The sequence below is a fragment of the uncultured Lactobacillus sp. genome (assembly GCF_945290125.1).
Classification (GTDB): Bacteria; Bacillota; Bacilli; order Lactobacillales; family Lactobacillaceae; genus Lactobacillus; species Lactobacillus rizhaonensis.
Genome location: NZ_CALYQV010000013.1, coordinates 1 through 23,579 on the forward strand (window position 1 = coordinate 1; position 23,579 = coordinate 23,579).

At 34.8% G+C, this 23,579-nt stretch carries 23 protein-coding genes and 1 pseudogene; 4 read left to right on the forward strand and 20 right to left on the reverse strand.

Features of this window, described 5'->3' with window-relative positions; translation table 11 throughout:
* Nucleotides 1-186, reverse strand: a 186-nt coding sequence (locus tag Q0K80_RS03515; RefSeq protein WP_365934968.1) for a helix-turn-helix transcriptional regulator, incomplete at its 3' end; no start/stop codon positions are given.
* Nucleotides 187-371: 185 nt separating this feature from the next.
* Between Q0K80_RS03515 and Q0K80_RS03520 the strand changes: the two genes are divergently transcribed.
* Nucleotides 372-1,730 (forward strand): HD domain-containing protein, encoded by a 1,359-nt coding sequence (locus Q0K80_RS03520; RefSeq protein WP_294603224.1) that lies wholly within the window; start codon nt 372-374, stop codon nt 1,728-1,730.
* Between the two features lie 164 nt (nt 1,731-1,894).
* On the opposite strand, the gene Q0K80_RS03525 is transcribed toward Q0K80_RS03520, so the two are convergent.
* From Q0K80_RS03525 to Q0K80_RS03550, 6 genes and pseudogenes are all read right to left on the reverse strand, one after another.
* Nucleotides 1,895-2,992 (reverse strand): SIS domain-containing protein, encoded by a 1,098-nt coding sequence (locus tag Q0K80_RS03525; protein ID WP_294603226.1) that lies wholly within the window; start codon nt 2,990-2,992, stop codon nt 1,895-1,897.
* Nucleotides 2,993-3,625, reverse strand: coding sequence for a hypothetical protein (locus Q0K80_RS03530; RefSeq protein ID WP_294603230.1), 633 nt, complete (start codon nt 3,623-3,625; stop codon nt 2,993-2,995).
* Nucleotides 3,626-3,636: 11 nt separating this feature from the next.
* Nucleotides 3,637-4,467 (reverse strand): annotated as a pseudogene (locus Q0K80_RS03535) (PTS system mannose/fructose/sorbose family transporter subunit IID).
* Nucleotides 4,467-5,213, reverse strand: a complete 747-nt coding sequence (locus Q0K80_RS03540) for a PTS sugar transporter subunit IIC (protein ID WP_294603233.1) — start codon at nt 5,211-5,213, stop codon at nt 4,467-4,469. Before Q0K80_RS03540 ends, Q0K80_RS03535 begins: the two are co-directional and overlap by 1 nt.
* A 17-nt stretch (nt 5,214-5,230) precedes the next feature.
* Entirely contained in the window at nt 5,231-5,719 is a 489-nt protein-coding gene (locus Q0K80_RS03545; protein WP_294603234.1) for a PTS sugar transporter subunit IIB, read from the reverse strand.
* 121 nt (nt 5,720-5,840) lie between these two features.
* Nucleotides 5,841-6,110: a hypothetical protein gene (locus tag Q0K80_RS03550; protein WP_294603237.1), complete on the reverse strand. Its 270-nt coding sequence runs from the start codon at nt 6,108-6,110 to the stop codon at nt 5,841-5,843.
* Between the two features lie 287 nt (nt 6,111-6,397).
* Here Q0K80_RS03550 and Q0K80_RS03555 point away from each other — a divergent pair, with 287 nt between their 5' ends.
* The 3 genes from Q0K80_RS03555 (at nt 6,398) to Q0K80_RS03565 (ending at nt 8,837) form a co-directional block, all read left to right on the forward strand.
* Entirely contained in the window at nt 6,398-7,120 is a 723-nt protein-coding gene (locus Q0K80_RS03555) for a GntR family transcriptional regulator (RefSeq protein WP_294603241.1), read from the forward strand.
* Nucleotides 7,121-7,369: 249 nt separating this feature from the next.
* Complete coding sequence (locus tag Q0K80_RS03560) at nt 7,370-8,107, forward strand: GntR family transcriptional regulator (RefSeq protein ID WP_294603244.1); 738 nt, start codon at nt 7,370-7,372, stop codon at nt 8,105-8,107.
* Nucleotides 8,100-8,837: a GntR family transcriptional regulator gene (locus Q0K80_RS03565; protein ID WP_294603247.1), complete on the forward strand. Its 738-nt coding sequence runs from the start codon at nt 8,100-8,102 to the stop codon at nt 8,835-8,837. The genes Q0K80_RS03560 and Q0K80_RS03565 overlap by 8 nt, the downstream gene beginning before the upstream one ends.
* Here Q0K80_RS03565 and Q0K80_RS03570 read toward each other — a convergent pair.
* The 13 genes from Q0K80_RS03570 to Q0K80_RS03630 all read right to left on the reverse strand — a co-directional run bounded on the left by Q0K80_RS03570 (nt 8,834) and on the right by Q0K80_RS03630 (nt 23,573).
* Nucleotides 8,834-10,012 carry an MFS transporter gene (locus Q0K80_RS03570; RefSeq protein WP_294603250.1) on the reverse strand — a complete coding sequence of 393 codons (1,179 nt, stop codon included), beginning with the start codon at nt 10,010-10,012 and terminating at the stop codon, nt 8,834-8,836. The genes Q0K80_RS03565 and Q0K80_RS03570 overlap by 4 nt on opposite strands.
* 87 nt (nt 10,013-10,099) lie before the next feature.
* On the reverse strand, nt 10,100-10,933 hold the full coding sequence (locus tag Q0K80_RS03575; RefSeq protein WP_294603253.1) for a PTS system mannose/fructose/sorbose family transporter subunit IID: 834 nt from the start codon (nt 10,931-10,933) through the stop codon (nt 10,100-10,102).
* Nucleotides 10,923-11,735 (reverse strand): PTS sugar transporter subunit IIC, encoded by an 813-nt coding sequence (locus Q0K80_RS03580; protein WP_294603256.1) that lies wholly within the window; start codon nt 11,733-11,735, stop codon nt 10,923-10,925. The genes Q0K80_RS03575 and Q0K80_RS03580 overlap by 11 nt, the downstream gene beginning before the upstream one ends.
* A 22-nt stretch (nt 11,736-11,757) precedes the next feature.
* Nucleotides 11,758-12,225: a PTS sugar transporter subunit IIB gene (locus Q0K80_RS03585; RefSeq protein WP_294603259.1), complete on the reverse strand. Its 468-nt coding sequence runs from the start codon at nt 12,223-12,225 to the stop codon at nt 11,758-11,760.
* A 13-nt stretch (nt 12,226-12,238) separates the two neighbouring features.
* Nucleotides 12,239-12,658 (reverse strand): PTS fructose transporter subunit IIA, encoded by a 420-nt coding sequence (locus Q0K80_RS03590; protein WP_294603261.1) that lies wholly within the window; start codon nt 12,656-12,658, stop codon nt 12,239-12,241.
* A gap of 2 nt (nt 12,659-12,660) precedes the next feature.
* The gene (locus Q0K80_RS03595; RefSeq protein WP_294603264.1) at nt 12,661-13,731 is read right to left on the reverse strand and encodes an SIS domain-containing protein; all 1,071 of its coding nucleotides are present in this window, start codon (nt 13,729-13,731) and stop codon (nt 12,661-12,663) included.
* Nucleotides 13,732-13,797: 66 nt separating this feature from the next.
* Entirely contained in the window at nt 13,798-14,826 is a 1,029-nt protein-coding gene (locus tag Q0K80_RS03600) for an SIS domain-containing protein (protein WP_294603266.1), read from the reverse strand.
* Nucleotides 14,827-15,025: 199 nt separating this feature from the next.
* A complete protein-coding gene (locus tag Q0K80_RS03605) occupies nt 15,026-16,630 on the reverse strand; it encodes an ABC transporter ATP-binding protein (protein WP_294603268.1) in 1,605 nt (534 codons plus the stop codon).
* A gap of 25 nt (nt 16,631-16,655) precedes the next feature.
* Nucleotides 16,656-18,239, reverse strand: a complete 1,584-nt coding sequence (locus tag Q0K80_RS03610) for an ABC transporter ATP-binding protein (protein WP_294603270.1) — start codon at nt 18,237-18,239, stop codon at nt 16,656-16,658.
* On the reverse strand, nt 18,229-19,830 hold the full coding sequence (locus Q0K80_RS03615) for an ABC transporter ATP-binding protein (protein WP_294603272.1): 1,602 nt from the start codon (nt 19,828-19,830) through the stop codon (nt 18,229-18,231). The genes Q0K80_RS03610 and Q0K80_RS03615 overlap by 11 nt, the downstream gene beginning before the upstream one ends.
* A gap of 162 nt (nt 19,831-19,992) precedes the next feature.
* Nucleotides 19,993-20,964, reverse strand: a complete 972-nt coding sequence (locus Q0K80_RS03620) for a ribose-phosphate diphosphokinase (RefSeq protein WP_294603275.1) — start codon at nt 20,962-20,964, stop codon at nt 19,993-19,995.
* A gap of 236 nt (nt 20,965-21,200) precedes the next feature.
* A complete protein-coding gene (murQ, locus tag Q0K80_RS03625; RefSeq protein WP_294603278.1) occupies nt 21,201-22,097 on the reverse strand; it encodes an N-acetylmuramic acid 6-phosphate etherase in 897 nt (298 codons plus the stop codon).
* A 39-nt stretch (nt 22,098-22,136) separates the two neighbouring features.
* Nucleotides 22,137-23,573, reverse strand: a complete 1,437-nt coding sequence (locus tag Q0K80_RS03630; protein ID WP_294603281.1) for a PTS transporter subunit EIIC — start codon at nt 23,571-23,573, stop codon at nt 22,137-22,139.
* Between the last annotated feature and the right edge of the window lie 6 nt (nt 23,574-23,579).

Sequence of the window (23,579 nt, forward strand, 5' to 3'; positions counted from 1 at the left end):
TGGGTCAACATTGTGCTTGTGTAAAATTTCCAGAAAATCATTTACACCGATGTCATTTAAGCCTCGCTCGACCTTTGAATAAAAGGAAACGGAAATTACACCCGCTGCCATTTCTGTTTGAGTTAAACCTAATTCTTGACGTAAGGCTTTTAATTTATTGCCTATATAGTTCATATGATCCCCCATCTATTTAATAATATTAGTGCCTTTATAATTATGAACAGTTTTGCCACAACTGGCAAAACTCATTATTTAATTTTAATAAAAATAATATTAACGGTAACTGTATTAAACTAAAAGGCTTAAGTTTGTTATAATTTAGGTATTAAATAACCTTTAAAGATGAATCTAGTAATTTTCGAGGATTTTATATGCCAAATTTCTACAGCCAAAAACTCAAAAAAGAAGTAGTTTTAAGAGATCCGGTTCATGAATACATCCATATTGAAGATCAAGTAATACTTGATATTTTAAAAACCAAAGAATTTCAGCGTATGCGGAGAATAAAGCAACTCGGGCCAATCTCATATGTTTTCCCTGGTGCAACTCATACGCGCTTTGAACATAATTTAGGTGTCTATGAACTGACACGCAGAATTTGTAATATTTTTGCCAAAAAATATCCTTCTCAACGCTCAGGCGATGGTCTCTGGGACGATAACAACAAACTTTTAGTTGAATGTGCGGGACTACTACATGATATTGGTCATGGCCCCTATTCACATACTTTTGAACATCTTTTTGGTACAAATCACGAAAAAATCGGTCAAAAAATTATCACTGATCCAGATACCGAAATCAATCAGGTTTTGAGGTCTGTTTCACCCAATTTCCCATCCCTTGTAGCAAGCGTAATTGCCAAAACTTATCCTAATCCGCAAGTGGTAAAAATGATATCCAGTCAGGCAGATGCTGACAGAATGGACTATTTGCAGCGTGATGCTTATTTTACTGGCGTTACTTATGGTAAATTCGACTTATCAAGAATTTTGCAAGAAATTCGGCCTTACAATGAAGGAATTTGCTTCACTATGGCTGGTATGCATGCTGTTGAAGACTATATTGTTTCCCGCTATCAAATGTATCAACAAGTTTACTTTCACAGAGTTGGTCGTTCAATGGAAGTAATTTTACAACATTTGCTTGAAAGAGCAAAAATTATTTACCAGCAGGGTAATTTACCAGTAACACCAAGTTTAGCCAAATTTTTAGCCAATGACTGGACGCTTGATGATTATTTGAAGCTAGATGATGGCGTAATGGAAACTAATTTTTCAATGTGGACTAAAGTTAGTGACCCAATTCTAGCTGATCTAACCAAACGTTACCTTTTTAGACAACCCTTAGACAGTATTTGTATTGATCAGGAAACCAAAAATTTACTACCCAAACTGAAAGATTTGATTAAACAAGCAGGTTTTGATCCAAACTATTATACGGATACCAATTCGGCTTTTGACGAGCCATACGATGCCTATAAGCCATCAGGCAAAAATGCCAACAGTCAAATTGAAATCATGCAGGATGACGGACAATTGATTGAGTTGTCACAATTAAGCCCACTTGTAAGATCACTAAATGGCACACTTCAAGGTGATGAGCGTTTCTTTTTCCCAAAAATCATGATGTCAAATAGTGATGAACCCCAAATCTTTGACCCTTTATACCAAAAATTTCAGTGCTACGTTAAAAATGGTGCGTTAAGATATATCAGAAAGCCTAAAAAATAAAAATCTGCAAAAATTTTTTCCAATTTAATAAAAAGGTGAAAAATTTCATTACTATTTTTTCGCAGCAAAGACAAAAAGAAGGTAAATCACTAAATGTGGTTTACCTTCTTTGGTGTAGTTTCAATATTTTGCTTTTTCTGGATACATAATATCTAAATAAAGTTTTAGCCGTTCATGTGTCCAGAAATTGATCTGTCAGTTACAGGACTCACACTGGTATCAATGCCCACTTTCTCTGAAAGTTTTGCTGACAAAACTTGGAATGGTACTACATAAAAAATGGGTGAAAGCAAGTCTGTAGTTTTTACACTAAACTTCAAATCTCTCCCTTCTTCTGTTGCCTTTTCAGAAGATATTACAAAAACATGTTTTGTGAAAGCACGACGATAATATCCTGCAATATCAATCATCCGTTTGAATTCTGGGCCGTTATTGCCTCCAATTAAGAAAATAAAATTATCTTCATCATAAGCACGAATAGGTCCGTGAAGTTGTTCTTCTTGCTCATACGCTGTTGTTGACCTGCCAAAAGTTTCAAAAAATTTTAGTCTTCCCTCTAAGGCAGTTGGAAAGTTGTAACCATATCCCGCAATTGAAGCTTTTTTCATTGAAACTAGCTCATCTTGTTGCTTTTCATACCATTCGGAACTTTCTTTTACTACAGTTGGAAAGTCATTTACTAAGTTTTGCGCATCACTAATAAGTTGGTTATATTTTTCCTTGCCAATTAATTTAGTTTGGTGTGCTGCTTCAACAGCTAACAGATAAAATTGCAACAAAGTTTCAGTATATCCACGTGTTTCAGGCCCGATTTGTTCTTCTTCACAAACAAGATGGATATAATGATCAGCAATTTTAGTAATTGCACTATCTTGCTCTTCGGAAATTCCTAAAGTAGCAAATCCTTCAGCCTTTGCTCTTTTTAAAGCATCACATGTTGAAATGCTGTCTCCATGTTGTGACAGACCTATCATTAAGACTTGGTCATTCCTAAAACAGCTGCTTGGATTAATACTTTCAGAATACGTAAAAACTGTTGGCTCAATCGCTACACCTTCGATATTCAGTAATTTGACAATCATATTACGAATCACGCGCATAGCATTGTAAGAAGTTCCAGATCCTGTAAAGATAACTTTTTTGAAATTATTATTTTGCCAAAAATCAATAAATTCCTGACCATAATCTTTTCTTTCATCAATTGCTCTTTGCAAAACTCTTGCTGTATCTTCAATATGTCCCATCATTGTTAATTTTGCCATTTAAAATTCCTCCATTTTAATTGCTTTTTGTGCAATTTTACGCATTTGCGTTAAATATTCTTTTGCTTGTTTTTTTAATCCTAATGATTCACTTACTTTAGTTAGACGATCATAAATGATCAACTTTTGTTGCGGCTTTTCTGCAGCCTTTAGTTGTTTACTTAGTTCAGTTAATAAATTCTGATTTGGTGACAAATATACTTCATGTAGCTGCAAAATTTCCTTTTGTATCTGAGTATTCTTACAATTTCTTTTTAAATAGTCTTCAAGTTTTAAAGCTTCTTGATTATCATTTTTATCTAAAAAAAGAATATAGCTGCGCATTAACCTAATTAATAAATTTTGGTCTTTTGACAAGTCTGCAGGTTTTTTCGTGATTTTCGTAATAAGTTTCTTTACCTTATTCACATCCCCATAGGTTAAATAATAATCTAACTGCAATAATAAACGTGAATTTGCAGATAAGCAGATCTTGGCAACAGGTTCCTCAAGAAGCTTAAAATAATTTTTGCTATCGCCTTTCTTCTCGCATGCCAAAAGATTGGTAAAAAGTTTCTTTTTTAATTTTGATTCCGCTAACCAACTAAATAAAAAGGCCAAAATAAGAAATAAAATCATTAGTACAGATTTCATAATTTATCCCTTTAAAGCAAACCAACTGCTACTGCTAAAATCCCCAGTATAATTAATCCTATCAAGATTACAGTGCCATTAACCTTTTTCTGTAATAATCCATAGCAGCCAAAAGTTAATAATAATGGCAGTAAATTAGGCATCAGGGAGTCCAAAGTTTTTTGCAGACTGACTTTAGTTCCTCCAAACTTCATTATCAGTGGCACCTTAATAATCACCATTGAAGCAATCATTGCACCAACTACAACCAAACCAAGAATTTTCGCAGCTTCAGTTAATTTTTGCAAAGTTCCACTTTCACTTGTTTCTGCCAAAAATTTATTACCGCCCTCATAAGCTAATTTAAAGCCAAACCAGCGAAGTAATTCACTTGGGATAACATTAATTAAAAAGTAAAGAATTGGTCCTAAAATACTTCCTTTTACTGCAAGAGGTGCACCAACGCCAACACCAATTACCCTTAAAGTGCCCCAGAACATTGAATCACCTATTCCGGCTAGTGGGCCCATTAAGGCAGTTTTTACTGAATTAATTGAACTAGCATCAAAATCTTCTGAATTAGCATTTTGTTCTTCCATTGCTCAGCTAATACCTAAAAACATTGGCGAAGTTGATGTTGCACAGTTAAAGAATTCCAAGTGGCGCTTAAACCCCTTTTGCAGTTCTTCATCATTATCCCCATATAGTCTTTTCAAAACTGGAGTCATAGCCCATGCATATCCGAGGGACATTTGACGCTCATAATTGAAGGCACCTAAAAGTTGATAATGTCGCCACATAACACTCCGTAAATCTTTTTTTGTAAGTTGTTTCCTTTTATTATTTACGACTGAGTCTGCCATTATAACAAGTCCTCCTCACTTTGATCGTTAGGCTTAAATTGGTAATAAATATAAGCAATTATCAAACCAAAAACAGCTACTCCTATCATTGGTACTTTTAGAAAGGCTACAAGAGCAAATCCCAAGAAAAGAAATGGGGCGTATTTTTTATCGTAGGTTAATTGCATGAGCATTGCTATACCTAAAGCTGGTAGCAGATTGCCTGACTGTGCTAAACCATCTTTAATGACTGTCGGTATAGCTTGAACAATAATCTTAATAACTGGTGCCCCAACAAGATAGCCAATCATAATAGGAATGAATTTTGAGAAAAATACTACTACCGAAGCCGTCCACTGACCGATTGCAATACCTTTCCAATTTTTCTTTTCTATTTGTCTGTCAGCATAATGGGTAAAAATAGCATCAAAGCTATTGACAACTAGGCTAATCATTTGGGCAACTAGTGCTATCGGAATAGCAAGAGTTAATGTTGTCTGCCAACTTGCGCAGGTTTTAATAGCAAGTGCCGTTGCTAAAGCAGAACCAACAACTACGTCAGGAGGAGTAGTTGTTCCTATACCGACTAAACCCATCCAAACGAGTTCCAACCCTCCACCCAACATTAAACCGGTTTTCAAATCACCCATGACTAAACCGACTAATGGTGAAATAATTATTGGTCTGGCAAGCATGTGCTGTCCAAGAAGTAGGCTTTCCATGAACACCCCAGCGCCAACCAATGCTACTAAGAATGCTTGTAACATAACTTATCTCCTTTTTATTATTGATTAAAAGCCTTAGCAATCCCTGCAAAGTTGAGACTTTCTGCTGTGGGATTTACTTGAGCAAAGACTTCTACTCCTAAATTGTTTAGTTGACTTGCACAGTTAAACTCGTCTTTGGTCATTTTTACTTGTGGTAAAACAGATATTCCATCCTTGTAATGAATTCCAGCCGTTCCCACATTCACCTTGTCTATATCCTTAACACTTTGTTTCAGTGTTAAAGCGTCTTTAACATTAATAGTCACCACAAAAATTTTTTTATGCGCGTACTTTGGATTATTTAATATTTTTGCAGCAGATGACAAATCTTTAATTCCCAAAGTTACCCCTGCCGGTTTTGCCAGCTTCATTGTCATTTTTGTCATTGCATCATTTGCAGCATGATCATTAGCAACCAACAAAATATCTGGATGTAACTGATTGGTCCATGAAACTGCAACCAATCCGTGAACTAAACGATCATCTGCTCTTAAAAGACTGATCATTACAAATCATCCCCTTTTAACCAATCATTCATAAATACAATTTGTGAGCGCGCTTGTTCTACTGCCGCACGTATTTTTTCGTCTGTGAGAACTTCATCGGAACTTAACACAAGTTCTAAAACTAAAGACAAATTAATTCCACTAATAACGTTACAGTTATAAAGTTTGCAGATTCTTTATTAACACTCCCTCCAGGCAAATCAGTTAAAATAATTACTTGTTCATCTTCAAATTCATTTAATAGTTTTTCTAATTGTTCAACAAAATTATTTTTTTCTTTTGTATAGGCATTTATATAATGGATATTTTTAACTTCGGTATTAAAAAAGTTAATTGAGTGTTTATATCCATCTGCTAAATAGCTATGCGTTGCAATTATAAATTGGCTCATATATGCGCTTCCCTTCTTCCCAAAATGAAATTAAAATATTAGCGCTAACATTAAAACTAAGTTAATTTTATTACTGTATATACAACTTATCAAGATATTTTTTACTTATAAGTCATTTTAATCTATATTTTATAAGCACTTAAGCAATTAAAATTAACCTATATTAAAAGCTATTTATAATTGTCTATACATTTTGCAAAAGAAAAAGTTATTTGCTTAAAAACTGACTATTTAACTATAATATATAGTAAAGAAATGATTTTTATCAAAATATGAAGGACAAAAAATTGAAGGCTAAATATCAAAAAATTGAAGATTTTTTTATCAAAAAAATAAATAGTGGCTCTCTAAAAGCTGGCGACAGATTGCCACCGGAAGTAAAAATTAGTCAGCAAAATGGTTTTAGCAGGATGACTGTAAACAAGGCTCTTAAAGACCTGGAAAAGCAAGGTTATGTAACCAGAATTGCTGGCAGGGGAACTTTCGTAAAAGAAAAAAGTATTGTGAGGTCGCTAAACGAAACTGTTAGTTTCAGTGATATTATCAAACGCCAACGTATGACTCCGGGCTCAACGCTGCTTTCATATAATTTACTAGAATCCAATGCCGTTCCAACATATGTCAGTTTTCCTAATTCCTCAATTATGCCAAGTAAATTTCATTATTTAAAAAGACTTAGAACAGGTAATAACCAGCCTATAGCAATTAATGAAGAATATTTAAATTTTGATATAATGCAAAATATTGATTTGGCTCTTTTGAACAAATCTTTATACCAATATTTGAAAAAATGTAAGTTACCACTAATTGAGAATTACGCTGAAATTAACGCAGTTAGAGCAACAAAAGAGCAAAAAAGCCTATTACATTTAAGTGTTGACTTTCTTTTAAAAACTTTAGCTAACGTTGATACAGTTTCAATATCTGGTAAGCGGGTTCCTCTAGGAGTATTTGTTTCATACTATAACCCTGATTTATATACATATAGATTTAATAGCTCAAACAATTAAAAGCCTTATCTCGCTTTTTAAAACGAAATAAGGCTTTTTTAACAACACACAAGTTGTTCATTGTCTAACTTATTGACACAATACTTTTTCCAATCATGATATAATAAATTTTGCATTATAAAGAAGTAATTTTTTTAATAATTTATCAACACATCACATCTATATCAAAATAAATTTGATAAAATTACTTTAAATATAACTAAATGTTTTCAATTAATTCCGAATTAATCTATCTAAGGAGTGGCTATCTTGTCGGCTATAAGGAAAGAAGAATTGATAGCTAAAGATATTCAATACCAAATTGAACGAGGCTTCATTAAATATGAACAAAAATTGACTGAACGTACTACAGCCAAAAATTATTCAGTATCTCGTGGAACTGCCAGAATGGCGCTAAAAAGACTGGAAAAGCAGGGGCTGATCTCTCGCAAACCGGCAGCAGGTTACTTTGTTAACTACCGTAAACATGAGCCTCTTTTAAATTTGGTTAATTCTTTCTCAAATAAACTTGATTACCTTAATATTTCTCAACATGACACAAAATTTGAAATACTAAGGCACAAATTCATAGACACTGACAAGGAGCTTTCTGAAAAATTAAAAGTTTTATTAGGAACAAAGATCTTACTAGTAACTGTCAGATCAGTTGAAAAAGAATCAAACGGTTATGTAGTTTATCGAATCTTTTTACCAATCGAGAACAGTTTTTCAATGAGTAGTGAAGAATTAATCTTCAATAAAATTAAGGAAAAACTGCAAATGGCGCTAGATGCAGATGTTACGTTAAACTTCTGTTTTGCTGATAAACTAATTGCTAAAGCTCTTCACGTTAAAGTGCAGGTTCCTTTGCTATCTGTTGAAACAACATTTACCACTACAAGCAACCAAACTTGTTTGTTTATAGAGCAATATAGTGACGCCAAAAATACGGTAAGTATTATGCCATCTCAGATAATAAGTGAAAAACTTGGTACATTTAATGAATAAAATATCTTATAAAGCTCCTTTATACGAACAAATTGAACACGTCTTATACGAAAAAATTAGAACTCAAGAATATTTACCAGGTCAAAAAATACCTAGTGAGCGTGAACTGGCAGAACACTACAAAATAAGCAGAACAACTACAAAGCGTGCTATCAATTCCTTAGTTGAACACGGGTTATTAGTGAGGAAATTGGGGAAAGGAACTTTTGTTGTCAGTGGTATTGACCAGCGCTTTAATATTTCATTCGACAGTTCCCGTTCCCTGACTAATTCAATGTCTCTTAAAGGAATTATTATCACAAACAAACAAATTAAATTTTTTACTGATATTGATTCAAAATTTCTAAGGCAAAAATTAGCTCTTAAAGAAACTGAACCCGTTTATGGCGTTCAACGATTAAAGCTACATTGTGGCAAACCTTTTGCACTTGAAAACTCGTATGTTCCGGGAAAATTTTTCCCTAACTTTTATCAAATTGATTTTAATAATATCGGTTTATATGATTATATTGAAAGCATGGGCCACGTTTTAAAGGCACATCAAACATATCAACAACTCGAAACCTTAATGCCTGAAGAAGCAAAATTATTACAAATTAGTACCAACTCATTTGTTTTCAAATCTTGCTATTCAACCGCTGATCAAAATCAAGATATTATTGAATACACTGAAAGCTACGTCATAGCAAGCGAAGGTTCAATCCGTTATCACGTAAATCTCAGCGATTAAACTTTATATTTTTTTGAAATGGCAAATACCGGCCAAGAAAAAATAATTAAAGCAATTACTGCCATTAAAATACAAATTAAGAAGAGAAATTCATAATTGGTATTGTCAATAATCAATGCCCCAAATAAGGGACCTATTGCTTTGCCTAGAGCACTAAACATTTGAACTCTGCCTTGATAATAACCTGTTAAATTTTTGGGAGATTCAATGTCTACAAAGCTGGCAACCCCTGGAAAAAGCAATATCTCTCCCAAGGTCAATAGACACATTGAGGTCACATAGAGCCAATAGCCATCTTTAAACGGTAACAATAAAAATGCAAATGATGCCAGCAATAATAAAATACCCGTATTTAGTCTTCCTCTAATATGTTTTAATAATAACTCATCAAAATGAGTAACAACAGGTTGAAATAAAACAATCAAAATTGCGTTAAATGTCCATAAAAAACTATAATTTTTTACTTTAAAACCTTTTTCAACCATAAAAGTTGAAAGATTGCTCTGCCATTGTTCATAAATGAGCCAGCAAATTAAAACCATGACAAGAGCGCCTAAAATCTTTGGTGTTAATTTTCCCTTTCTTATTGCTTGATTTCTGTTCTCCATTGATTGGTTAAACTGAATATTATAATTTATAACAGCTACCACTAAAAACAATATTTGAATTATAGTTGCAATTGCAAATACATAGCCAATTCCCAAAGGCATAATATATCCGACAGTGAGCGTTCCAAAAACTAAGCCAAAGTTTGACGCAAAGTATAAGATGTTAAATACATAACTGGAACGATGATTCCCCACTCTAGTTGCCAGAGAATTTTCACAAGTTATCGAAATACCGTTTGCAAGACCAGATAAAATAAGTAACAGGGCATAAGAGGGCCAGGCGTGAAAAAAAATAAGTCCACCTAAAGCAAATATATTTAGAACTATTCCCAGTAAAATAGAGTAATAAGGGCTCCAGCTATCAAACAATTTACCACCAATCAAACTACCTAACATGGTTGCAAGTTGATTTAAGAATAATACAGATGCTGCAATTACCAAGCTTTTATGTAAAGTTTCATGTATATAAATTGTATTTAGAGGCCAAATAAAACTCATTGCAGTATTAGTGATTAGTACACCAAGAAGTAGCCATTTTAAAGAAATGGTCCGTCTTTTTTTTAACATTTTTTCACCTTGTTTTTTACTTAAAAGACAAAAAGAAATGAGTTTTTTTAATCTCATTTCTTTTTGATGACTCTTAAACTAATTAAGCTAAACTCCTAAAATGTTAAAGTAGGCTCCTGCTATACTTACGATTAAGACAATCAACATAATCAGCAATGGATTCATTTTCTTCTTAAGCATCCAGTACATGACGCCAAATAGCGCTAAGACACCTAGTCCAGGTGCAATACCATCCAGTAGTCCTTGGATCGTTTGGGCGCCCTTACTGGAACCTATTTTAGTAATAAAGTTAATTTTTGACATGCTCATCGTCATGCCACCAACAACCATGATTCCCATGATTGAAGCATATTCCATAACTTTATCCATAATACCGGACTTCTTTAGTTTATCAATCACGTTTGAACCAAGACCGTATCCTAAAAAAGTCATAACATATCTGATTATAAAATGTGGCACATCAAAAATTATTAAGAAAAGTAACGGCCCCAATATATTTCCCTGCATTGCCAAAGAAGTACCAACACCAGTAGCCAAAATTCTTAAAGTACCCCAGAAGAAGGCGTCGCCTACACCAGACAGAGGTCCCATCATAGCAAGCTTAACGGCCGAAATTGATTGCGTATCAAAATCCGGATCACTGGCATTTTGCTCTTCCATAGCTGTAGCAATGCCTTCTGGTAAAGTAATAATATACGGTGTAACATTATAAACTTCTAGACTCCGCGTCAATGCAGCTGATAAATCTTCTTTTTTAGGATAAAGTTTCTTTAAGATTGGAATCATAGCAAAGGTATAGCCAACATTCATCATTCTTTCGTAATTCCACAAATGTTCTGTGGGAATACTGCGCCAAAATACTTTTTGTAGATCCTTTTTAGTTATTTTACCTTTATATTCAGGCTGTATTTTAAAACTCATCGAAACCATCTCCTTGTTCTTCTGTTGCTTGTCCCGCTGCAGTTTCCGTAGCTGTATCTTGACCTTTCTTATCATCTTTTCTCTCAACAAAGATGTACATCACAATGATGATTAAAGCAGCAAATAAAGCTACACCTGTTGTTGATAAGTTGCCGTAAGCAACCATGAAGAAGCCAATGAAAAAGAAAACAGCAACTTTCTTGTTCATTATCATTTGTGCTAACATGGCAAATCCTAATGCTGGCAGTAAGCCTGAAGCAATAGTCATCCCCGTAGAGATAAATTTAGGCATATTGCTGAGTAAAGTGGTGACTGCATGTTGACCGAAGTAAAATGCTGTTGGCACAATAACTAAGCCTGGTAACTTACCAGCATAACCACCAATAATCATATTACGTGCAATTGCTTTAGTATCTCCATCCTGTGCATTTTTATCAATTCTGTGAACAAAGATCAATTTAAGTGGCTGACCAATTGCAGTTTCTAAAGCCAATACTATAGTAGCAATTGGAATTCCCAGTGTTAAAGCTGCTGCTGAATCTGCATGTGCTTGAATTGCCAAAGCAGTTCCTAAAATAGTTCCAGAAACCATGTCAGGCGGAATATAAGCACCAATTGAAACTGAACCTACCATGGCCAGTTCCATGGCACCGCCCATAATGATACCGTCTTTTAAATCACCCAATACAAGTCCTGTTAACATACCCATAACTAATGGACGTTGAATTAAACTCGTACCAGTAAAAGCATCACTATAACCAATTAAAGCCACGATGAAAATCAAAAATGTTTTTAAAATCATTTAGAACATCTCCTTTACCGCTCTAAATTACGTTTTTAGCCTCAATCTTATTTTCTGTAGGTACCATTTGTATAAAGACATCAACCCCCTCATCAATTAATTCTTTAATTGTTCTTTTTTCGTCTTCATTAATATAAATACTCTTGCTAATCTTTTGTTTGCCTTCACCAAATGAGATATTGCCTAAATTAACTGATTTAATATCAAATTCACGAGCTAACTTGGCCGCTATTTCAACAGTTTCACAAATAATGAATAAACTGTAGCGATCAGTTTTGCCACTCTTGATAACATCAATTGCACCTTGTGTGTCTTTTACTACTACCTTGACACCACTGGGCTTAGCCAAAGCAAGCATTTGCAATCTTAACTTGTCATTTTTTAAGGTGTCACTAACCAGTAAAAGCGCATCAGCTCCAAGAGTTCCTGTCCACGACACAGCAACCTGTCCGTGCAATAGACGGTAATCAACCCTGATCATTTTAATCATTTAAAACATCCCCTTAAAAATCATCACTTAAACCATTCGTCTGTTTAGTGAGTGTTTGATTTACATACTGAATTCCATTTTTTGCTTCTGCAATTGTTTTTTGTATTGTTTCATCCAAGGTTTTCTCATTTGACAATAATAGTTGCACTATCATTGGTAAATTTACTCCAGATATGATATGCAGATTTTGGTATTGACCTAGCATTTTCCCTAATGCTGTATTGACACTACCGCCAAGGATATCTGTTAGAACAACAACAGGCTCAGAAGAATGTTTTGCTAAAAACTTAGCAATCATTTTTTGATAATCTAAATGTTCATCAGTATAAGCTGCTATAGCATGTAAATTTTTTTGCGGACCCATAATAAATTCCGCTGTCTTTTTCACGCCAACAGCCATTTCTTCATGCGTACATATTAAAACTTGAACCATTTTTACCTCTTGTCATTTTGACTATAATTTTTAGTAGTAATTGCGTTCATAAATTTTTCCGCTAATGGATGAGAATTTTCTGTATTCAATGCGGGCATCATAGAAGCAACAATAACTTGGAAAAATGGTATTACAGCCAGAGAACATAGATCTGTAATCAACGGCTTGGTAATATTAATAATGTTTTGCTCTTTTGGTTCATTGCCAAACGTGATCAAGTATCTTCTTGAAGTCACTAAAGCTAGTTCATCATAAATACTAGAAATTCTTGAACTATGCTGTAGATTATCAATTAAGAATACCGTAAATCTTGGGTTCAACTGAATATCCGGGCCGTGCATAAATTCTTCAACTTCATAGTGCATCGTTGGAATTTTCAAGGTTTCTTGGAATTTGAGAGCAGCTTCCCTGGCAACGCCCAGGTTCATGTTATTACCGCAAATAAAGGTTGGACCCATTTCAGCAAGTTCCAGAAAATGCTCATTGACAAAATCGACTCCTTTATCTATTGTGCCAGACATAACATTAGCTAATTGGATAAATTCATCATCAGAGTCATGTTTACGATTACCTTTAATAGCAACTTCATTTGCAAAAAGAGCTAAATAAAGAATTAAAGTAGACAAACCGATGGTCACATAACCAACCGTTTCTACACCTACGCCGTAATCAATCACATAATCAGCATTACCAGCAGCTAGACTATGAACATTACCTGTTAATAAAATAGTTTGGTGGCTTAACTCTTTCAAATAAGTCATCGCATGTAGAATATTGGTAGAAGCCCCACTTTGAGATATAAAGAATACGAATGTTTTGTTGAAATCTATTGGTCCTATCAGTTCAAACAATTCAGGGGTTATTACCAATACGGGGCATCCTAAGCGTTTAACCATATAAGGTTGTGCCATTTTCGCAGCATTCATAGACGATCCAGACGCTACTATGATAACGCTTACAAAATTTTGATCACAAAAAAGCTTTACTAATAGTGTGACTAAACTTTTTTTATCATTAATGTTTTCTTTAACTTTTTGCGGTGACGCTTTAACATAATCAAGCATTTCCATCATATTCACTTCCAAACTAAAAATTTGAATAAAAAGCGGGATACACAAGTATCCCGTCTTTTTATCATACTAATATTCGAATTGACGATAATATCTTCTGTAGTTTTTATTATGCTTTGTATAAACTTGGTAGTGATTTGTTAATCTGTCTGTTAACAGAGAGTTAACAATCCACGGAATAACCAAATGTCTAAACTTATCATCAACACTTAAACTATATTCTTTTGTATCAATTACGTAATGCTCGGCGCCAATTTTTTCGCAGAAACGTTGTACACGAACATCTTGCTTTCTGAATTCATCTTCACCTTCGACAATGAAAACTGGTACACCCTTCTCAACTAATTCAAGAGTACCATGGAAGAATTTTGCACTGGTAATTGGGCGCGTTCTTACCCATTGCATTTCTTCAAGCAGACATTCAGCGAATAATTCGGTTTCACCCCACAGAGCTCCTGAACCGGTGAAAATAGTGTAAGGAGCCTTGTAACATTTATGAGCAATCTCATCAGCTTTTGGTTCGAATTTCTTTCTGATGTCCAGCAAGTCCTTAAAGACATTTTTCAGTTGATCAGCAAACTGAGGGTAGTCTGGAAAATCACCATGTTTATAAAGCAAGCTGTAAATTAACATAGCTTCTGCCATATAGTAGTTTTGTCCAGAACCTGTTGAGCCATTTACTTCGATCACAGTTGGTGCCATTCCACCTAATTCGCCGCTCTTTTTAGTAAATGCAATTAGTCTAATATTATCTTTTATTAACCACTGTGCAGCTTCGATAATCTCTGGAGTATTACCACTGTCACTTGCAGTAATAACAATTGTATCTTTGGTCAAATCACGTGGATGGACTGCATTTAAGTCGGCAGCATTAATCACTTTAACTGCTAAGTCTGACATCCTATTAGCTGCATATGCAAACTGGTACAATTCAAACTCGGTTCCACCTATTCCCATCAGATAGATATTTTTATATCCTTCTTGGGTTAGCTTGTCAGCCAGCTCTTCAATTTCTGACCTCTTGGAATAGACCATTTCACCATCTTTTAGATAGTCTTCTGGGTTAAAATTAATTAGTTCTACTTTTTCTGTTTCCATTTTTTACCTCCCAAGTAAAAAAACAAGATAAACAAAATTGGATATTTAATAAGTCCTATTTCACTTATAAGTGAACCAGTTTTTAGAAATAAATCAACACTTTTTTAAAATCGCTTTCATTTATTTTTGTAGAAATAAAAAACTAATTCAAAATTAGCTTTGAATTAGTCTTCTACTTATTAATTTCTTCTCTCAATCTTTAACTTTCACTTTTTGCTTTAACATTTTTAACTAAATGAATTTCTCTATCAAATAGGCTTTTCATTTGTTCACTAAAGTTGTGTGCAATGAAGATTACCGTAGCAGGAGTTGAAGTAACCTCGCGCAATATTTGCATTGTTGCTTTTTGGTCAATGGCACTAGTTCCTTCATCTATTAAAATGATCTCGCTCTGGTGAACTAAGGCACGTACCAGCACAATTTTTTGTCTTTGCCCTCCCGAAATATTTAGCTTATTGAGGTCAATTTTTTGATTTAGTCCATTATCAAATTTAGCAATGTCACCAGCTAACTCTACTTTATTTACAAGTTGTGGTAAAGCACTCTTAAGTTTATCGGCAAACATTGTCATATTATCAGCTATGCTGACGGGGAAAAGTACCGGATCCTGCGGAATATAGCCAATTTTACTCATATCTGGATTAATCCTTGAGCCATCTTTATCTTTAAATATGATTTGTCCAGAACTTGGTTTAATCTGTCCCAAGATGAGTTTAAACAACGTTGACTTACCAGCTCCGGAGTCTCCGGTTAATAATATCTTTTCTCCAGGTTTCACGTCCATATCTGGGAACGTTAAACTTTCACCATTAGGAAATTGCAAACTAAGATCATGGGTACTAAGTGATGCTGGAGTTGCTACTTGTTCAGCTTGCTCTTTTTTAACTGGCGCAGCCGTTTGGGCAATCTCCTGATTTAAAGTTTTAGATCCCTTTATTTGGCCATAGCGACTAACTATGATTTGAATACTTTGCCTCAAGTAGAAATTACAATTGCCTACTCCAGTGATTGCACCAAATGCTACTAAGTTAACTTGGAACAAATAACCCGCTTGTAAGAATAAAATTAATGAAAAAGAAACTGATACCAATCCGTTAATTATACTTAGTAATTGCGTAATCCCATTTTGCTTGACATAAGAATCTTCTAGCTCTTTGGCTGCATCATCAGTTACTTTAAATAGTTTTCCTCCGGCAAAATACCGTTGTAGTTCTTCAAGGCCATTAAGCCACTTTTCTAAGCAATCGAGATATTGATTATTACTCTTTGAAATCTTGGTCATTGAATTTTGTAGTGGCTTTTCTAATAGTTTTGGTAATGATAATGAAATAGTCACCATCAAAATAATAGTGAGAAGTAAACTCCAGTGTAATGAAATAAGCAGAACAACTACAGATTCTAAATTGATAACACCACCAATTAGACTAAAAATTGGTGCAAAATAATTTTCTTGGCTCTGATTCAGGTCATTTGTTAATCGATTTTGAATCTGAGCAACAGAATGCTCTTTTTGATTCGCATAAAAGTGAGATACAGATCTTTTTCTGATATGAAAATTAAATTCCTCTTGTTGCTTTGATAAAAGGAAAGTATTTAGTCCTTGTATTAAATATGAAGATAGGAAAACCACAAAGGAAATGACTATTATAAGTAAAAACTGGTGTAATTTACGTTGCTGAATTGCTGTGGTTAAAAGCATAGTTATTTGCGTAGTTACAATTGGTAAAGCCCACTCTAAAACGGTAGTCAAAATTAGTATCATGAAGCGTAAAGGGTTTTGCCTATAAAAGTCCTTAATTGTCATAATATCTTACCTCCTTTTTATTGCCTTATGTTTTCGTTAAGTGAATTTCTCTGTCAAACATTTCTTTCATCTGATCATTAAAGTTGTGTGCAATAAAAATTACTGTAGCAGAACTCGATGTGATTTCCCGCAAAATTTGCATTGTCGCTTTCTGGTCAATAGCACTGGTTCCTTCATCAATCAAAAAAATTTCACTTTGATGGACTAAAGCTCGCACTAGAACAATCTTTTGTCTTTGACCACCAGAAATATTCAATTTGTTTAAATCGATTTTTTGTTCTAAGCCATCATCAAATTTGGCAATATCGCCAGCAAGTTGAACTTTTTTAACTAATTGTGGCAGTGACTTTTTTAATTTATCGGAAAACATCGTCATATTATCAGCTATGCTGACGGGGAAAAGTACCGGATCCTGCGGAATATAGCCAATTTTACTCATATCTGGATTAATCCTTGAGCCATCTTTATCTTTAAATATGATTTGTCCAGAACTTGGTTTAATCTGTCCCAAGATGAGTTTAAACAACGTTGACTTACCAGCTCCGGAGTCTCCGGTTAATAATATCTTTTCTCCAGGTTTCACGTCCATATCTGGGAACGTTAAACTTTCACCATTGGGAAACTGTAAACTAAGATTAGATGTGCTAATCGCTGCTGGAGTCACAATTTTTTCAGTTTGAATTTTTCTTACTGGTTTTGCGGTTTTAACAATTTCTTTATTTAGAGATGCCGTTGCCTTCATTTGCCCATAAGAAGTTACTATAAATTTAATTCCTTGTTTCAAGTAGCTTAAGCAATTACCTACTGCGGTAATGACGCCAAACACTACTAATTTTTGCTGAAACAAATATCCGGCTAATAAAAATAAAATCAGTGAAAAAACCACAGACACTAAGCCGTTGATAACAGTTAATAATTGCATGACACCATTTTGCTTAACATTGGCATCTTCTAATTCTTTAGCTGCGCTACCTGTTACCCTAAATAGTTTTGCCCCACTAAAATAACGCTGTATTTCTGCAAGTCCATTAAGCCATTTTTCCAGACAATCGAGATATTTTTGGTTACTTTGAGAAATTCGAAGCATTGACTTTTGCAAGGGTTTCTCTAACAGCTTGGGTAAAAGTAAAGAGATTACCACCATTATTACAATAGTAACAAGCAAACTCCAATGCAATAAAATCAATAATATAACAGCAGAAACTATGATGACTACTCCGCCAATTAAACTAAAAAAAGGAGTAATATAATTTTGCTGACTTTGGACTACATCATTTGTTAGCCGATTTTGAACTTGTGCCACTGTGTGATCTTTTTGATCTTCATAACAGTGATTAACAGTTTTCGCTCTGATGGCGATATTATACTGTTCTTCCTGACAAGACAAAAGGTAGTTTGTCAGACCTTGCATTAAATAATCTGCCATTACACATACAAAACTACATAAAATAGTAATTAAAAAAATTTTAAAATTGCCCTTTTGAATTGCCGTAGTTTCTATAATACTGAATACTGTGCCAATAATTAGCAGAGCATAGAAACTAATATTGATTAATAGTAAAACAATAAACCGCAAAGGATTGGTCTTGTAAAATTCTTTAATTGTCATTTTTACTATCCAGCTTTTTGTTTGATTTTAAATGGATCTGATAATCAAACATACCTTTTAGTTCAGGACTAAAGTTATGTGCAATCATCAAAACTGTTTTATCAGTATCGAGCAAGTTACCAATAATTTCACTGGTAGTTTTACTGTCAATTGCGCTAGTTGCCTCATCAAGTAACAGAAATGGTTCTTCATGAATTTCAGCTCTGGCCAAAACCACTTTTTGTCTTTGCCCACCTGATAAATTGCCTTGATCTAAATCAACTGTTGTATTAACTTGTTTTGGAAACTTGGCTAAATCCGGCACTAACTGAACTCTTTGTGTAACTTCTTTTAGTTTGCCAGTCAATTTGCGGTTAAACATTGTAATATTATTAGCAATAGTATCAGGAAAAAGCGTTGCATCCTGAGCTACGTAACCTAGTTGAGCTTTTCGAGGTGATATTTTGGTTCCATCTTTAGCAGTAAAGAATACTTCACCTGTTTCAGGCTTAAGTTGTCCCAATAAAACTTTGAATAAAGTCGATTTACCTGTACCTGAATCACCTGAAAGTAAGACTTTATCGCCTTTATTAATAGTAAAATCAGGATAGGATATACTTTCACCATTTTGATATTGCACCTTCAAATTATGACATTCAACGCCATAAACTTTAGTGCCTTGCTTCTTCCCAGGTATTGGCTTTGTCAATTGAGCAATTTCCTGACGCAATTTTTTTGTAGATCTCATCTGCGTCATTGCGCTAATAACTGACCAGAGACCATTAAAAATTGTCGAAGCAAAGCTGCCCGCTATGAACCAATCACCTAAGGTGATAATATGTGCAAAAAATAGCAGCCCACTCCACAAGCTTGCACCAATTTGACCAATAGCATTACCCAAGCCATTAATACTAATAGAAATTCCTTGGATTTTTCTTCTATTAACATTGGCTGCTGCCAGTTTTATGCTATCTTGACCAAGTGCTCTGTCCAAGCGAGCACCTGCACTATAACGACGCAATTCACTCAAACCAGAAAACCAATTTTCAATTGTATTTAAAAATTCGGCATTTTTCTTTGACGCTTCAGCTGTTGAGCTCGACAACTTTTTAGTCATTACTTTTGGTAATGTCAGCACAATGACAGCTGCTATGGCAACGAATAAAATTAATGACCAGTGAAGTGTAAGCAATGTACCTATTGCCATAATTATACTTAACAAATTAGTCCAGACCTGTATCCAGGGAGTGGCGTAATCATCAGTTAAAATTTTGAGATTGTTGTTCAAATGGTTTTGAATATTTGAAACTTTATAAGTATTTGACTGATAATAATGGCGCAGGAGTTCTGCACGAATATTATGCAAGCATTCTTGAGTTTGTTTATTAAACAGAAAAGTTCCTAATGGTAAAAGCAAAACGGAAAAGATTGATATGACAAAATCAACAACCAGCCAAAACACAAATCTGTCCCAATGCCCCTTCGTTAAATCATTAATTGCATATTTAAAAAGATATGTTCCTAGTGTTCCACAAATGGCATAACCTAAGAAAATAATTAGAATAAATACACTACGGGGAATATTAGTTTTCAAAAGTTCTTTCAGTGACATTACCCTTTATCCTTTCATCTTTTGTATGTTTTTATTAAACTTTAATTTTATTTCAAAAGCAATTGAATTTTACTAAGAGGTCAATAAAGCAGACTAAGTGGTAATTCTGTCAAAATAAAAGATCTGCCTTATTCAAGCAGATCTTCTATCCTTTTCAACTTATTAATGTTTATCTTTTTCATAGCGGGTGTTAAACAATGGACTAAGAGGCTCATGTTTTTGAATGCATTTAATTGCATCCCCAATAAGCGGACCCACCGAAACTAGAAGAGTTTTTTCCAATTTCTTTTCTACTGGTTGATTAATAGAGTCAGTTAGTACCAAATTTTTAATCGGGGAATCATTTAACCTTTGAATAGCGGGACCTGATAAAACCGCATGTGTAGCACTGGCATAAACTTCGGTAGCTCCAGCATCTATCAAAGCCTGAGCAGCAAGTGTGATAGTTCCAGCTGTATCAATCATATCATCAATGATAATCGCACGCTTACCCTTCACATTACCAATGATATTCATTACTTCTGAAACATTTGCCCGCGGACGGCGCTTATCGACGATTGCAATAGGTGTCTTTAAAAATTCAGCTAATTTGCGGGCACGGGTTACACCACCGTGATCAGGTGAAACCACTACAGCATTTTCATGCAATTTGTTTCTTAAAAAGTAATCAGCAAGTAATGGCGCACCCATTAAGTTATCAACCGGAATGTCAAAGAATCCTTGAATTTGTGGTGCATGTAAATCAAGAGATAAAACTCTAGTTGCTCCCGCTTCTTGCAACATATCAGCTACTAGTTTAGCAGTAATTGGTTCACGGGGTCTCGTTTTGCGATCTTGACGAGCATAGCCATAGTAAGGAATTACGATATTAATCGTTTGTGCACTAGCCCGGCGAACCGCATCAATCATGATCAACAGCTCCATTAGGTTGTCATTCACCGGCACACTGGTTGATTGTATCAAATATACATCTTTGCCCCGCACTGATTCATCAATGTTTATTTGAATTTCGCCATCACTAAAGCGTTGAACACTGGACCTACTTAAGGGCACCCCAACTCGCTCCGCAATTTTTTGGGCCAGCGGAACATTTGAATTAAGGGCAAACAACATCATATTGTCTTTATAAGACATAATTTCCTCCGTATTAAAATTGTTAACAACTTATTATTTTACCAAAAGTTGTCCGAAAAAGTTACTTCCTATATTATTATTCAACTTTAGTTGGTGACATTCAAGCCCTGAATACTAGATTAAACCGTAAAATAGGACTTTCTAACAAAATAATTCATAATTTATCAAAGAAAAACCTTTCAGTTGGTTTAAATTCTATCTGAAAGGTTAGCTAAAATTATTTGCAGCCAAACATTTTATTCTCCCTGTAATACATGACTAACATTGCCATGATATCTTGTGAGCAACTTGCCAGCTCCATTTTTATCTTTTTTAGTTTTTGCCATTATTATGGCTAGGTCAACTTTGTTATCGGCTTGTTTTAAGTAAACTAAAGCCTCCTCAGTGGTAACGCTTGTAGTCTCACTTATAATGCGACATGCACGATCAACTAACTTCGCATTAGTCGGTTGCACATCAATCATCACATTTTGGTAAACTTTACCTTGTTTGATCATTACACCGGTTGAAATCATGTTCAAAATCATTTTTTGTGCTGTACCGGCTTTCATGCGTGTTGAACCTGTGACCACCTCAGGTCCAACTACTGCCTCTATCGCAATCTTGGCTGTTTGACCAATGACAGAGTTAGGCACGCAAGCTATTGCAATGGTTAAGGCACCTTTTTTCTTGGCATATTGTAGTCCGCCAACAACATAAGGTGTCCTACCACTAGCAGCTAATCCAATAACCACGTCATTAGCAGTTATTTTTATTTTGTTTAAATCAGTGCTGCCCAGTACAGCAGAATCTTCCGCTCCTTCTACGGCAGAAAACATTGCACCTTTACCACCAGCAATTAAGCCAACTGCCCTCTCGGGTTTAATACCATACGTAGGCACTAATTCTGTAGCGTCTAGCACGCCTAAACGGCCACTGGTGCCAGCACCCATATATACTAAACGGCCACCCAGTGCATATCTTTTTGCGGCTTCATCAATCGCAAGTGCAATTTGTTTTTCTTCAAGTGCAACAGCTTGAGCTACCTTTTGATCTTCTGCATTAATCGTCTTTACCATATTAAGTGTGGACATGGTATCAATGTGAGTCGTAGCAGGATTACGAGTTTCGGTCACTAAATTTTTTATTTCCATATTATTCCTAACTTATTTTTTAATTGACATAGTTAAATCTTATTCTGGAAATAGTTCATTAATTCGGTTTTGATCAACACCAAAGAACCAAGTACAAATGAAACCACCTAAATATGCGATTAACATGGCAATCACAAATTGTAACTGTTGTCCTGGTTGAATTATTAGTAAACCAAAAATTCCTGAAACACCCTGAGAAACAGTACCTAAATGAAAGAGTGAAGCTGCTATACCGCCAAAGCCGGCACCCAAACACGCAGTAATAAACGACCTGCCTAATGGAAGTGTGACAGCGTACATTAAAGGTTCGCCAACACCTAAAATCGCAACTGGAATTGAACTCATGACCAGTTTCTTAAACCTTTTATTCTTACTCTTGAAGTATAAAGCAAGTCCAGCTCCAACTTGACCGCCACCGGCCATTGTTAAAATGGGTAATAAATAGTTAATTCCGTGAGTAGGTCCAGTAGGATCATTCAGCATAACATGGATGGGAGTTAGAGCTTGATGCAATCCTACAGAAACCAAACCTAAGAACGTTGAAGATAACAGATAACCACCTATCCAGCTTAATTTGGTATATAAGAAATCAAGGACTACATAAATAATATTTGTTAGCCAATTTCCGACAGGCTGCAAGAAAACTACTGAAATCAAGCAGCAAAAAATCAGTGTCAAAATCGGAGTGAAAAATGTATCGAATATATTAGGCATCCATGTTCTAATCCATCTTTCCGTCAGTGCGACAAATATACCCATAAATAAAGCGGTCAGTAAGCCACCGACACCCGTAACGTATGGTTTATTTGTGAAGGGCATAGAAATTGCAAGTGAAGCTAAAGGGAATGTTGGCAAACCTAGACTTAAACAGAAGATACCGCCAATACCACCAAGGATTGGACTACCTTTAAATTCTTTAGCAGCGTACATCCCTACAAAAACTGGTAAAAAGGCAAATAGACCCCAGCCAATTGTTTTAATAGCCATGTACCACCAGTCATTAGCAAATGCACTGCCAGTTTGGTAGTCAATAACATTGGTAATACCATTTACGAGCCCTGCGGCAATAATACCTGGTAAGAGCGGTACAAAGACATTAGCAATATGATGTAACCCTCTTTGGAGTGGTTTGTCATGCTTAGCCTTTTGGGCAGCTTTATTTTCCTGGGCCTGTTTTTTCACCTCAGCTAAATCACTGTTACTATCTTCAGTAGTGAGGTTGATATCAGCTAAATTAGCCATAATTTGAGCTACTTTCGTAACTTTTCCGGGTCCTAAAACAATTTGCAGCGTTTCTGATTGTACAACTCCTAAAACACCATCGATTTTTTTCAAAGCATCAATATTAACTAGTGAATTATCTTTGACAGTTAAGCGCAACCTTGTCATACAAGAAACAATTTCACTTATATTTGATTTACCACCGACTAATTCTAATATTTCTTGTGCTAAATCTTGATCAGATTTTTTTGTCATTTTGCT

Coding starts and splice junctions, on each gene's coding strand:
- Q0K80_RS03570 (WP_294603250.1), bottom strand. CDS start 10,012: ATGTTAAAAAAAAGACGGACCATTTCTTTAAAATGGCTACTTCTTGGT.
- Q0K80_RS03595 (WP_294603264.1), bottom strand. CDS start 13,731: ATGATGGAAATGCTTGATTATGTTAAAGCGTCACCGCAAAAAGTTAAA.
- Q0K80_RS03580 (WP_294603256.1), bottom strand. CDS start 11,735: ATGATTTTAAAAACATTTTTGATTTTCATCGTGGCTTTAATTGGTTAT.
- Q0K80_RS03525 (WP_294603226.1), bottom strand. CDS start 2,992: ATGGCAAAATTAACAATGATGGGACATATTGAAGATACAGCAAGAGTT.
- Q0K80_RS03630 (WP_294603281.1), bottom strand. CDS start 23,573: ATGACAAAAAAATCTGATCAAGATTTAGCACAAGAAATATTAGAATTA.
- Q0K80_RS03520 (WP_294603224.1), top strand. CDS start 372: ATGCCAAATTTCTACAGCCAAAAACTCAAAAAAGAAGTAGTTTTAAGA.
- Q0K80_RS03620 (WP_294603275.1), bottom strand. CDS start 20,964: ATGTCTTATAAAGACAATATGATGTTGTTTGCCCTTAATTCAAATGTT.
- murQ (WP_294603278.1), bottom strand. CDS start 22,097: ATGGAAATAAAAAATTTAGTGACCGAAACTCGTAATCCTGCTACGACT.
- Q0K80_RS03605 (WP_294603268.1), bottom strand. CDS start 16,630: ATGACAATTAAGGACTTTTATAGGCAAAACCCTTTACGCTTCATGATA.
- Q0K80_RS03565 (WP_294603247.1), top strand. CDS start 8,100: ATGAATAAAATATCTTATAAAGCTCCTTTATACGAACAAATTGAACAC.
- Q0K80_RS03610 (WP_294603270.1), bottom strand. CDS start 18,239: ATGACAATTAAAGAATTTTACAAGACCAATCCTTTGCGGTTTATTGTT.
- Q0K80_RS03575 (WP_294603253.1), bottom strand. CDS start 10,933: ATGAGTTTTAAAATACAGCCTGAATATAAAGGTAAAATAACTAAAAAG.
- Q0K80_RS03545 (WP_294603234.1), bottom strand. CDS start 5,719: ATGATCAGTCTTTTAAGAGCAGATGATCGTTTAGTTCACGGATTGGTT.
- Q0K80_RS03550 (WP_294603237.1), bottom strand. CDS start 6,110: ATGAGCCAATTTATAATTGCAACGCATAGCTATTTAGCAGATGGATAT.
- Q0K80_RS03540 (WP_294603233.1), bottom strand. CDS start 5,213: ATGTTACAAGCATTCTTAGTAGCATTGGTTGGCGCTGGGGTGTTCATG.
- Q0K80_RS03585 (WP_294603259.1), bottom strand. CDS start 12,225: ATGATTAAAATGATCAGGGTTGATTACCGTCTATTGCACGGACAGGTT.
- Q0K80_RS03530 (WP_294603230.1), bottom strand. CDS start 3,625: ATGAAATCTGTACTAATGATTTTATTTCTTATTTTGGCCTTTTTATTT.
- Q0K80_RS03615 (WP_294603272.1), bottom strand. CDS start 19,830: ATGTCACTGAAAGAACTTTTGAAAACTAATATTCCCCGTAGTGTATTT.
- Q0K80_RS03600 (WP_294603266.1), bottom strand. CDS start 14,826: ATGGAAACAGAAAAAGTAGAACTAATTAATTTTAACCCAGAAGACTAT.
- Q0K80_RS03590 (WP_294603261.1), bottom strand. CDS start 12,658: ATGGTTCAAGTTTTAATATGTACGCATGAAGAAATGGCTGTTGGCGTG.